Origin of the sequence: Acinetobacter sp. HR7 (genome assembly GCF_000773685.1) — a bacterium.
GTDB classification, from domain to species: Bacteria; Pseudomonadota; Gammaproteobacteria; order Pseudomonadales; family Moraxellaceae; genus Acinetobacter; species Acinetobacter thermotolerans.
Genome location: NZ_JPQO01000095.1, coordinates 1 through 12527 on the forward strand (window position 1 = coordinate 1; position 12527 = coordinate 12527).

At 43.4% G+C, this 12527-nt stretch carries 10 protein-coding genes and 1 tRNA gene; 3 read left to right on the forward strand and 8 right to left on the reverse strand.

Going from position 1 to position 12527, the window contains the following annotated elements; all coding sequences use genetic code 11:
- Positions 1–120: 120 nt before the first annotated feature.
- Positions 121–942, forward strand: coding sequence for a class I SAM-dependent methyltransferase (locus GW12_RS05480; RefSeq protein WP_227504131.1), 822 nt, complete (start codon positions 121–123; stop codon positions 940–942).
- Positions 943–1022: 80 nt separating this feature from the next.
- Here the strand turns inward: GW12_RS05480 and GW12_RS05485 are convergent.
- From GW12_RS05485 to GW12_RS05520, 8 genes are all read right to left on the reverse strand, one after another.
- Positions 1023–1113: transfer RNA gene (locus GW12_RS05485), tRNA-Ser, on the reverse strand.
- Between the two features lie 87 nt (positions 1114–1200).
- Positions 1201–3237, reverse strand: coding sequence for an FAD-dependent oxidoreductase (locus tag GW12_RS05490; RefSeq protein WP_034584514.1), 2037 nt, complete (start codon positions 3235–3237; stop codon positions 1201–1203).
- 107 nt (positions 3238–3344) lie between these two features.
- The gene (locus GW12_RS05495; RefSeq protein WP_034584516.1) at positions 3345–3698 is read right to left on the reverse strand and encodes a hypothetical protein; all 354 of its coding nucleotides are present in this window, start codon (positions 3696–3698) and stop codon (positions 3345–3347) included.
- A 256-nt stretch (positions 3699–3954) separates the two neighbouring features.
- On the reverse strand, positions 3955–5649 hold the full coding sequence (gene dld / locus GW12_RS05500; protein WP_034584519.1) for a D-lactate dehydrogenase: 1695 nt from the start codon (positions 5647–5649) through the stop codon (positions 3955–3957).
- Between the two features lie 152 nt (positions 5650–5801).
- Positions 5802–6956 (reverse strand): FMN-dependent L-lactate dehydrogenase LldD, encoded by a 1155-nt coding sequence (gene lldD / locus GW12_RS05505; RefSeq protein ID WP_034584520.1) that lies wholly within the window; start codon positions 6954–6956, stop codon positions 5802–5804.
- Positions 6957–6959: 3 nt separating this feature from the next.
- Positions 6960–7703 (reverse strand): transcriptional regulator LldR, encoded by a 744-nt coding sequence (gene lldR / locus GW12_RS05510; protein WP_034584522.1) that lies wholly within the window; start codon positions 7701–7703, stop codon positions 6960–6962.
- Positions 7704–7723: 20 nt separating this feature from the next.
- The gene (gene lldP / locus GW12_RS05515) at positions 7724–9388 is read right to left on the reverse strand and encodes an L-lactate permease (RefSeq protein WP_034584524.1); all 1665 of its coding nucleotides are present in this window, start codon (positions 9386–9388) and stop codon (positions 7724–7726) included.
- A 455-nt stretch (positions 9389–9843) separates the two neighbouring features.
- Entirely contained in the window at positions 9844–10764 is a 921-nt protein-coding gene (locus GW12_RS05520; protein ID WP_034584526.1) for a DMT family transporter, read from the reverse strand.
- Positions 10765–10891: 127 nt separating this feature from the next.
- On the opposite strand from GW12_RS05520, the gene GW12_RS05525 reads away from it, so the two are divergent.
- The gene (locus GW12_RS05525) at positions 10892–11746 is read left to right on the forward strand and encodes a LysR family transcriptional regulator (protein ID WP_034584528.1); all 855 of its coding nucleotides are present in this window, start codon (positions 10892–10894) and stop codon (positions 11744–11746) included.
- A gap of 401 nt (positions 11747–12147) precedes the next feature.
- A partial coding sequence (locus GW12_RS05530; protein WP_034584529.1) for a hypothetical protein occupies positions 12148–12527 on the forward strand: 380 nt, incomplete at its 3' end.

Sequence of the window (12527 nt, forward strand, 5' to 3'; positions counted from 1 at the left end):
CTTGGGATTTGAATCTGCGCTTTCTTAAAACAGCATAATTATCAGTTTACTACTATCACCCCTTTGTCCCATCAGCGCATCCTCAACCGTAAACGTCATCAAGCGTCTCAAGAAATGACCTTGCGAGATATTTTTGGCTGGAATCTGCCTTTTCAAAAAACTGATCTTGATTCAGAACTTTTTGCAATTTTGGATCAGCACTTTCTCTTGCAAAAACAGGGAGAACATTATTCGAGTTTAGTCCGGGTTTCTTCACTCGAAGATGATCTTTTTATCCATTCTGCTTTTCCAACAGTTGAACAAGATGCGGTATTTTTTGGTCCGGATACCTATCGCTTTGCCTATCATTTAAAACAATATTTAGCCAGCCAATCACGACCATTTAAACGGGCTGTAGAATTATGTTGTGGGACTTCAGCAGCTGCCGTAGCAATTGCCAAAAAATTTCCAAACTATAATGAATTAATTGTGGCTGACTTGAATCCTAAGGCACTGAACTATAGCCAAATGAATATCAATTTTGCTGGCTTAAAAAATATTTATCCAGTCCAAAGTAATTTATTCTCAAATATTGAAGGAAAGTTTGACCTGATTTTTGTCAATCCTCCTTATCTGATTGATCCGCAGCAACGTCATTATCGGCATGGTGGTCATGAAATGGATGGTTGTGATTTGGCTTTTCAGATTATCAAGAAAGGGATTCAACGCCTGAACTCTCAAGGGCATTTGTTTTTATATACTGGTGTTCCGATCCACCAATCTGGCAACCGCTTTTTGCAATGTTTAGAAGAATTAATGGCACAACAGAAAAATATCAGCTGGTTTTATGAAGAAATTGATCCGGATATCTTTGGGGAAGAGTTAGAACAACCAAGTTATCAGCATATAGAAAGGATTGCTTTGGCGTTGGTGAAAATAAAAAGAGTGATCTGTCAATATTAAAAAATCTATAAAGCCAAATTTATGTACTTCAAAATTTTAGACAATAAAAAAACCCAGTCTTTCGACTGGGTTTTCATATCTGGCGGAAGCGGTGAGATTCGAACTCACGGAGGGGTATAAGCCCTCGTCGGTTTTCAAGACCGGTGCATTAAACCGCTCTGCCACGCTTCCATGTGCGCAATCATACGGAGCTTTTCGGCAACTGACAAGTGAAAATTACAGTGAATGCAATCAACTGCATATAGTTTCATCAAATCCTTACAAACTGGCTGCCAATTCTGCCCCTTCACGAATCGCACGCTTGGCGTCCAGTTCCGCAGCCAGTTTAGCACCACCAATAATATGGTAATTGGCCAAAGTTTTCTGCCCTTCTGCAGGCATTAGATCTTTGACTGACTCCTGTCCGGCACAGACTACGATAGTATCGACACGCAGCAACTGGTCATGACCATCCACTTCCACCCATAAACCTTCATCAGTAATCGCTTTATACTGCACACCACGCAGCATACGTACGCCATGTTTTTTCAACTGAGCACGATGCACCCAGCCTGTGGTTTTACCCAGACCTGCACCGAGCGGTGTAGTCTTACGTTGCAGCAGATAGATTTCCCGAACTGGTGGCTCAATTTTAGCAGGTTGAAAACCTCCCTCACTAATGTAATGCGGATTGGGATCTACCCCCCATTCTCGTTTCCAGTCATCCAGAGGTTGTGGCTGCGGCTGGTGTGGAGGTTTAAGTAAGAACTCTGATACATCAAATCCAATTCCACCCGCACCGATCACTGCGACACGATTACCAACATTGGCACCATTCAACACTTCTACATAAGAAAGTACTTGTGGCGCATCACTGCCTGGAATTGTGAGAGCACGTGGAATCACGCCAGTGGCAATAATCACTTCATCAAAACCTTCACGTTCCAGCTGTTCACGATTGACCTGGGTATTTAGACGGACTTCAACCTTGTTCTTTTCCAGCTGAACTTTGAAATAGCGAATCGTTTCGTGAAACTCTTCTTTGCCTGGAATCACTTTCGCCAGATTAAACTGTCCGCCAACATCATTGGTCGCTTCAAACAAAGTGACATCATGACCACGCCCTGCAGCGACTGTTGCTGCTGACATGCCTGCAACTCCACCACCGACAACGGCGATGCGTTTTGGCTTTTTGGTTTTGACATAGACCAGTTCAGTTTCATAACCGGCACGCGGATTGACCAGACAGGTCACGCGTTTATTTTTAAAGGTATGATCGAGACAAGCCTGGTTACAGGCGATACAGGTATTAATCTCATCAACACGATTGGTCGCAGTTTTATTAACCCAGAATGCATCAGCCAGTAATGGACGTGCCATCTGTACCATATCTGCCTGACCGGAAGCCAGAATTTCCTCAGCCGTTTCCGGCATATTAATTCGGTTGGATGCAATCACAGGAACAGAGACATTTTTCTTCACTTCTGCGGTGTAATCCACAAATGCGGCACGCGGTACAGAAGTGACAATGGTTGGAATTCGTGCTTCATGCCAGCCAATCCCGGTATTCAGCAAGGTAATCCCAGCTTTTTCCAGTGCTTTCGCAACGGTAATGACTTCATCCATGGTATTGCCATCATGCACCAAATCCAGTATGGACAAACGGAAGCAGATAATAAATTTCTCACCAATCTCGGCACGAATGGCTTTGACAATCTCTACCGGAAAGCGCATGCGATTTTCAATCGAACCACCCCAGCGGTCAGTGCGCTGATTGACATGCCGGCTCAGGAACTGGTTAATCAAATAGCCTTCTGAACCCATAATTTCCACGCCATCATAACCGGCTTTTTTCGCTAGATTGGCGGTTTTCACATAATCCTGAATGGTGTCGAGAATCTGTTTTTCGGAAAGCTGACGTGGCTTGAAAGGAGAAATCGGCGATTTAATTGGACTCGCAGAGACTACAAAAGGTTGGTAGCCATAACGACCGGCATGCAGGATCTGTAATAATATTTTCGCGCCATGCTTATGTACAGCATGCGTCACCAGCCGGTGCGGTGCAACATCACCCAGCGAATTCATGGTTCCACCGGCAGGCAACAACCAGCCCTGACGGTTTGGGGAAATCCCCCCTGTAATGAGCAGGCCTACGCCCCCTTTGGCGCGCTCCCCAAAATAGGCCGCCAGTTTCGGGTAATTATAAAAACGATCTTCCAGCCCGGTATGCATCGACCCCATCACTACCCGATTCTTGATCGTGGTAAACCCCAGATGAAGCGGTTTTAAAATATTCGCATAACGAGTCGTTGTCATGACTAATCCCTTTCATTATGGCTTTGCAACTTGTTGCATTCTAATGTAGCGCGTTTTTAATTTTTGTTTATGGCATATTCAAAAAATTATTGCTCTGCAAAGTCAATTCAGCTTTCCCACTGTTTGTTGGAGCTTTTCCATAAGGCAATCAGGCCTAATACCGTACCAATCGGGAAGCTCAGCAACATCAGAACTGACATGACACGTGATAAAGTACGCCCTTCGCCCTGACCTTTTTTCACTTTTAATGCTGCCTGAATATTGAAATAGATTAGCACCAGCAATAACAGGATCACGATTCCCAGGCTCAAGTTCGAAGCAGTGCGTTGCTGATATTCCAGATACAAAAAGGCAATGCCACTAAACACCAATAGACCGGCATAAATGCCATGTAAAACAGACAAAGTCTGGTTCGGTTCACGCAATTGTGGCAGTTGTGGCGGGATCACTTTTGAATTCATTAGACTCTCCTAAAAAATTGTTATTGTTGGTTTTATTACGTCAGGATCGGGTAAAGATAACTGACCACTTATTAAAACCCAAGACTGGGTATAAATCAGTAATTTTTCGATCAATTTATGCAAAAACATAACCAGAGATTTTTCCATAAAATCATTATTTAAAGCCTTCTTTTCTATAGGCAAAAAAAAATGCAGTGCGAGCACTGCATGAGATAGGCCAGATGACGTTGTTATTGTTGTTATTCGGGAATTTTATTTATTTCCAGTATTTCAGCTTGGAGGTATGTCCAATACCCACGTTAAAGCTGTTGGTTGGATCCAGTTTCTGGTAATGGTTTTTTAGTGCCGGTTTGGCAATGTAGAGATGCCCCACATTATGTTCAGCCGGATATTCCGCACCGCGATCATCCAGCAGCTTCCACATCGCATGTTCCATTTCCAGCGGATCAACACCTTTTTTCACGATGTAATCCTGATGGAATACGTGACACAGGAAATGACCATAATAGAGTTTGTGCAGGATCTTCTCTTCCATTTCCTGTGGCAGAGTTTCTACCCACTGACGGTCATTACGACGCAGCGCAATATCCAGTGCCACGATATCTTCAACTTCGCTTAAATGCGTGTCGCGATAACGGATCGCGGCGCCCGCTACGGCGAAACGGTGCAAGAAGGCTTTACGCCCTTCTTCTTCAGTACACAGGAAATAATTTCCAGTTGAATGAGCCTTAAAGTAGCTTTCAAAGAAGGCTTGAACCTGTTCCACATCCTGATTTTCGATACGTAGAATCAAGTGATGCTCATACAGATCACGGTATTCATTCATGCGTTTCGGCAAATGCGATGGCAGCATTTTGCTGACCATTTGCAGAATCTTGTCGCTTAGGCCACGCATGCCGATTTTTTGCAACACGCCATCGACCTTGTCTTTCATGGCAAATGCAGCAGGCACTTTAGCCGTACCGAATTTTTCAATGAACATGAAAGTGTCTTTGCCGTATTCCGCACCGATGTCATATGCCACACGGTGGATATATTCCCCGGCAATCGGCAAACGTGGCAGGTCTTTTAACAGGAAACGGCGGATTTCAGTCAGGTCATCCTGAGAATTAGTACCGACATAGAACACCTGGCTTGGAATCTTTTCAAAAGTATCCAGACGAACTGCAAACACGCAGACCTTACCGGCAGAACCCGAAGCTTCAAACAGACGGCTTGGGTCGGCATTAAAACGTGCCGGGGTATCGGCATCCACCTGACGCACATCATGGCTATAACGATGATCGGATGCACAGCGATGTTCCTGTTGCTGGATGTCCTGATCACCATAGCGTTTCTGTTCCAGATTTTTCAGAATTTCTTCCGGGCTATTCCCGAGGTTAATACCCAAATGGTTAATCAGTTCCAGCTGACCTTGTTCATTCACGCGGGCATACAGTGCCAGTTCAGTATAGGCTGGGCCACGACGCACCAAGGCACCGCCGGAATTATTACACACGCCACCCAGTACTGAAGCACCGATACAGGATGAACCAATTACCGAATGCGGTTCACGGTTAAACGGTGCCAGCTGTTTTTCCAGGGCATCGAGTGTAGCACCCGGTAGACATACGACCTGCTTGCCATCCTGAATCACTTGAATGCCAGCCAGACGACGGGTACTCATCACGATCACCGGACGATCATATTCACCAAATGGTGTAGAGCCACCGGTTAAACCGGTATTGGCCGCCTGCATGATCACGATACAGTCAGCTTCAACGGCAACTTGCAGGACTTTCCATTGTTCCAGCAATGAACCCGGTGCTACCACCGCAAACACTTCACCTGAACCATAACGTCGCCCCTGTCGATACAGACGAGTATCGTTATCATCGGTCAGCACATGTTGCTGGCCGACTACAGCCACCAGTTTCTTTAAGGTCGCAGTAGTGTCAAATGAGTTTTGCATAGTTCAGCCCCGGTTCATTTTCATGGCTGTCTGTTTAGCAAATCAGCCATAAGCATGTTTTGGATTTTTATCTCGTTTGTGAAACAGCAGAAATTCCGCTGTTTCGAATGGGTTAAAGATGACCACTTCCAAGCGGTCATCCCCGATTTACTTTATTGTGAAAGTTCACGATCCAGTTTAACCAGACAGTCTTCTGTGATATCAGCAATTGACTTGGCACCGGTCAGGGTCATGGCTACACGCATTTCCTTATCGATTAGATCAAGCAGGTTGCTGACACCGGCACCGCCTGCAGCACCGAGTGCATACACGAAAGCACGACCTAACATACAGGTATCCGCACCCATTGCCAGCATACGCACCACATCCAGACCGTTACGGATACCTGAATCCACCAGAATTTTTAGGTCACCTTTTACGGCATCCGCGATTGGTGGGAGTGCACGCGTTGTTGATAACACGCCATCCAGCTGACGACCACCATGATTGGATACCACGATACCATCGGCACCGAAACGTACCGCATCTTTGGCATCTTCAGGATCCAGAATGCCTTTGATCACCATTGGGCCATCCCAGAAATCACGGATCCATTCTAGGTCTTTCCATGAAATCGATGGGTCAAAGTTGGCACCTAACCAGCCGATATAATCTTCCAGCCCTGTTGGTTTACCGAGGTATTTAGAAATGTTACCCAAATCATGCGGACGGCCCAGCAAGCCCACATTCCAGGCCCAGTGTGGGTGCAAGCAAGACTGTAAATAACGGCGCATAGCGGCATTTGGACCACTCATACCAGAGTGGGCATCACGGTAACGTGCGCCCGGTACTGGCATATCTACGGTGAAGACCAGGGTTGAACAGCCAGCAGCTTTAGCACGTTCCAAGGCATTACGCATAAATCCACGGTCACGCAACACATACAGCTGGAACCACATCGGACGGGAAATCGCCGGTGTCACTTCTTCAATTGGACACACTGATACGGTTGATAAAGTAAATGGAATTCCTTTTTTATCGGCTGCAACCGCTGCCTGCACCTCACCACGGCGTGCATACATGCCGGTCAAACCCACAGGCGATAAAGCCACCGGCATCGACAGGGTTTCATCAAACAGTTTGGTTTCTAGGCTGAGCTGTGACATGTCATTCAGGACACGCTGACGCAGCGCCACTTTTGATAGATCTTCTACATTGCGCTTCAGCGTATATTCCGCATACGCACCACCATCGATGTAATGGAATAAAAATGGTGGCAAACGACGTCTTGCTGCTTCGCGGTAATCATTCGCAGAAGAAATAATCATAATCTAGGTCCTATTTAATCGACTGGCACGCTGACGACGAGCTTCTTCTTCATCAATCATACGTACCCGTTGAACTACAAATTCGATGTGTCCACAAACTGCTTTGCGCGCAGCTTCCGGATCTTGGCGTTCGATGGCATCCATCACTTGAAAGTGCTGGTCATACAAAAGCTCAAAATGACGTGGTGTGGTATAGACTTTGCGTCGTCCCAGCATCACGTTGTATTGCAATAAATCGAAAATGCCGCGCATCATTTGGATTAGCACCAAATTATGCGAAGCTTCCGCAATCGCCAAATGGAAGTTGGCATCAGCAATTGCAGATTGAGCATCATCACCCTGCATTTGGAAATAATGAATCTGCTCGAAACAGTGACGAATTTTTGCAATATCTTCAGGCGTAGCACGCTGTGCGGCATACCAGGCCGTCCCCCCTTCAAGTACCATACGTGCTTCTTGCACATCGGTACGATATTCAGGGTCTTGGTTCATTAAGCTGGTAAGCGGTTCAACAATTAGATTTTGTGACCAGTTAACCGGCAGTTTCTGTAAAAACGTCCCTGCCCCCACTTTACTGACCAGCAAACCTTGACTGGCTAATTGTTGAATCGCCTCTCTTAATGATGAACGAGAAACACCCAGTTTCTCGCACAATTTACGTTCAGCAGGCAAACGGTCTCCAACCTGCATGTTGTTTTCTTCGATAAGCAAACGCAGACTTTGAACAACTTTGTTGGAGACTTTCATTTACGATCCTCAATTGCCTGTTATGGAATCATCCATGGGAACACATAAGCTTGTAAGGTAATAATGATACCGATCATCACAGTAAAGGTGATACTGTGTTTTACGGTGAAGCGGAATAAATCCGATTCCTTACCAACCAAGCCTACGGCAGCACATGCAATCGCAATCGATTGTGGTGAAATCATTTTACCTGTTACACCACCACTGGTGTTCGCAGCTACTAACAATACTTCTGGCACGCCGATCTGCTGTGCAGTGGTTGCTTGAAGTGCAGAGAACAATGCGTTTGCTGACGTATCAGAACCTGTTAAGAACACGCCGATCCAGCCCAGGAATGGTGAGAAGAAGGTAAATGCATCACCGGTATGTGCCAACGCTAATGCCAGTGTTGCAGACATACCTGAGTAGTTGGCGATGAAGGCAAAAGACAGCACCATACCAATCGAATAAATTGGTGTTTTCAGCTCACGGAAGGTTTCCGCAAAAGTGGATACTGCTTCACGTGGTTTCATTTTCAGGTAAATCACGGTGATCACAGCTGCGATCATGATTGCTGTACCAGTTGCAGATAACCAGTCGAACTTGTAGATCGCTTCATAGTCTTTCACTTCAGCAACCACAGGTGGCATTTTCTGGATCATTTCATGCAGGAATGGCACCTTGATCGAAATCACCAGGTCATTCAGTGGACCGCCTTTGGCAAACAGGTCTTTGAACGGTTTGATACTCCACAGGGTTACCATCGCTGTTAATACTGCAAATGGAGACCATGCTTTGGCAATTTGACCGATGGTGTATTTTTTGTTGGCTTCAGCTGCAATGCTGGCATCTACTTTTACATCCTGGTCTTCAAAACGGAAGATACGTTTTGGTTTCCAGAATTTCAGGAACAGGGTCAAGCTGATAAGAGATGCAATCGCTGCAGTGATGTCTGGCAGTTCAGGACCAACATAGTTCGAAGTCAGGAATTGCGCCAGTGAGAATGAAGCACTTGCCACGATGATTGCAGGCCAAGTTTCTTTAATCCCGCGCCAGCCATCCATGATTGCCATAATCCAGAACAGTACGATTGGTACCATGATTGGCAACTGACGGCCCACCATCTTACTGATGTCCAGCGTTTCAAGACCTGAAACCTGACCCGCTACGATGATTGGAATCCCCATTGCACCAAAAGCTACCGGTGCAGTGTTCACGATCAGACATAGACCAGCTGCATACAGTGGTTTAAAACCTAAGCCCACTAACAGTGCCGCAGTAATGGCCACTGGTGCACCGAAACCTGCTGCACCTTCCAGGAAGGTACCGAAGGCAAAGCCGACTAAAAGCATTTGCAGACGCTGGTCTTCAGTAATGGACAGAATCGAAGAACGGATAATATCGAACTGACCGGTTTTTACCGAAACTTTATACAGGAATAATGCCCCGAGAATAATCCAGGCAATCGGCCACAGACCATACAGGAAACCATATGCCAACGAGGCAAATGCCATCGGTGCTGGCATTCCATAAGCAAATAATGAAACCAGAAGCGCCAGGACAACAGTAATGGTTCCTGCGACACTCCCCTTCATTCGAAATACGGTTAAAGCTAAAAAGAAAAATACAATTGGGATCAACGCGACAATACTTGAGATCCAAATATTGCTCATGGGATCATAAATTTGCTGCCAGGTTTGAAGCATTGTCGTCTCCTTGAAATGCTTGGCATATGCACATCATCACACAAACGATCTTTAATAAATTGGTACGACCAATATTGATTAAATTTCAGTAAGTAGCCGTAAATTGGTCGAACAATAGTAATTTTTGAGCTTTTTAAGATCAATATTAATTTTAAAAGATATAATTGGTCATACCAATTTTGCATGCAAATTAAACAACTCTAGAATTTTTAAGTTTTATTAAATTATTGTTTTATATTGATTTTATAGTTTTGAGTTTTTTCAGTTTTTGTTGGCTTAAACTTTAGTCTAAACCAGAAAATTTTGAGTGGTTCTACGGATTTCAATCTTTCCTTCGCTACAAAAATAACTGTAAACAAGTGGGAAATTTATTCAGAGCAAACAGCGACATCTGAATAAATTTCCTGCGATAAAAATAGATTAAAGTGGCTAGAAAAAAGTAGAACAACTATGTCCTACTTGCTTTCTGGTGCATGCGATAAAGAATTTTGCATCAACTTGGCTTTGGGTTGATAGGCACTGCATAAAATCCCAAGACAGATAAAAACAGCGCCCAGAATAACGTTGCTCCCCAGCGGTTCATTCCAGAGCCAGTAGCCAAAAAACAGTCCAAGAACTGGGATGCTCATAATTGAAATGGAAGCCACAAAGGCATCCACCTGACTCACAATCCAGCTCCACAATACAAAACCAAAACTGGTACCAATGACCGCAATATACGTCAGTAATGAAAAATTAAATAAATTGCTCCACACTTTCCATTGCACTGGCTCAAAACATAGCGCACTTAGGAAAATAATTAAGCCGCCTATTCCCATCTGCCAAATGGTGAGTTTAATTTTGTCGTATTGGGCAAAATATTTTTTGATATACACGGTCGAGGTTGCCCAGAAAAATGCTGTCACAATCAATAAAGTTTCACCAAATAAAGTAGTATTAAAATGAATATCCAGAATTTGTCGCCATAAGATAGCAACCAGACCACTAGTACCCAGAATCAAGCCTAAAATTTTCGGTCTATTCAGGCGCTCATTTAAGAAGAAATGCGCCAGCACCCCAATGATGATAGGCATGGTAAAGACCAGCACCGCAGACAGGCCGGAATCGACGAACTGCATGGCAAAGGTTTGTGTAGCATAAAAGCCGATACATACCAGCAAGCTTAAAATAATGATGCGTTTCCATTCCGATTTTTCCGGTAGCACTGACTTGCCTAGACACCACTGGAACAGCATTAAAGCTGTGGCACCCAGCAAAAGCCTGACGGAAATAAATAGGAACGGTGGAAAAATCCCCAAACTATATTTCACCAGTCCCCATAAAGAACTCCAGATCAGGCAGAGCAAGCAAATAACGCTGAACACCTTAATATTCATTTTCCGATCCTGTGACTTGAACTGGAAACGATTTTAAGCAATCATCAATATCATGAATAATGTTATGTTTTGATATATCCATCTATTATATTGATACCAGTCTGATAATTTTATAAAGTGAGCTGCGATGAATATTGATATTGGCGATATAAAGTCCTTCGTGACCGTGGCAGAACTGAAAAGTATTTCAGCAGCAGCCAGCAAGCTCAATTACTTGCAGTCCAATATGACTGCAAAAATTAAAAAAATTGAAAATCACTACAATAGACCATTATTCATCCGCAAACCTAAAGGTGTTGAATTAACCGAAGCCGGTTTGCATCTATATGAACAATACAAAAAACTGATATTTACCTGGGAAGAAACCGAAACCAAGATTCATCAACAGCAGCAGTATTTACGCTTCGGGACCAATACCAGTTTGGGCGGCATGCGCTTCTACCCTTCATTGAAAAAGCTTTATGAAGCCTATCCGGATCTTTCCATTACCTTAAAAACCGGCACCACCGTTTCCATTGAAGATGAACTGTTACAAGGCCATATCGATCTGGCTTATATTTTGGGCCGGGTCAAAAACAATAAACTGCACTACAGCCTAAAGGCAGACGATGAACTGATACTGATTGGCAAGGACGTAATCAATCATCAGAATTTCGAAGATTGTTTACGAGGACAGAATATTATCGTTGCTTCGGATCAGTGCTGCTATTGGACTACCTTGAATCAGATGTATAGCGACTTTCATATCCGGAAAGCTGAAACTATTATGATTCACGATCTGGAAGCGCTGATTAATTTCACCCAGATCGGTATGGGCATTTCGATGATCGCCAAATCCATCGCCGAGCAATATCAGATTGAATACTTCAGGGAAATTCCTGCGCAATATAAAGAAATTGGTTTATACTTGGTGACCCGCAACGATCATGCGTTTAACCCGCTGGAAAATCAGTTTATTGGACTGAATGATGCATTGAAATAAAAGATTTTTAATCAGCACATGATCACCAGATTATCGTGAAATGACTGAAGCTAGATATGAAGTGCAAGAATCTCATGCAGTAGATGATGCAAATCAGCTAAGGGTTTATTTTTAACCGTGAATTACAAAATCAATGACTACTTGGACATCTATTTTTATTTCATCTGGACATTTTTTCCTGTTGTAGGGTTAAATGAGCCTACATAAAAGCCACGAAACATTGGTTGTTTAATAAGCGTGGAACATGAAAAATCATAAAAAAGCCCAATCGGCGATAATTGGGCTTTTTGTTAGACAGTAAAACTATGATTTTTAAAAATAAAACAAAATATTTCGTATAATGTGTATTAGGTTAATTTTAGGATTACTTAATTAATTCGTTGTAGGTAATTGGGATAATAATGGAAGTTTCTGAATATCCAATAAAAAAATATTTTCTAACTTATCTTATAGCTTTGTGTGCTGTCTTTATTTTGTATTTTGTTAGAGAGCAACTTCTTATAATTAAAGCTGAACATCTTTCAAAAGCACAAACGAATATACAACTAGGATGCTTATTTTTGGAAAAGGCATTTTCAGATAAGAATGGGGTCAGAGACTATGAGGTTAACATTCAAGGAAATACTTTTTTATTACGTCATGTCATTGTTGATACATTCCCATTTATTTATAAATACCATGATTTCAAACAAAAAATAGAAAAAAGAAAATCATGTTATAAAGTAAAGTATTTAGAAGTTAACTATCTATTTGCTAAAAGTGATCCTAGACAGTATCGTGG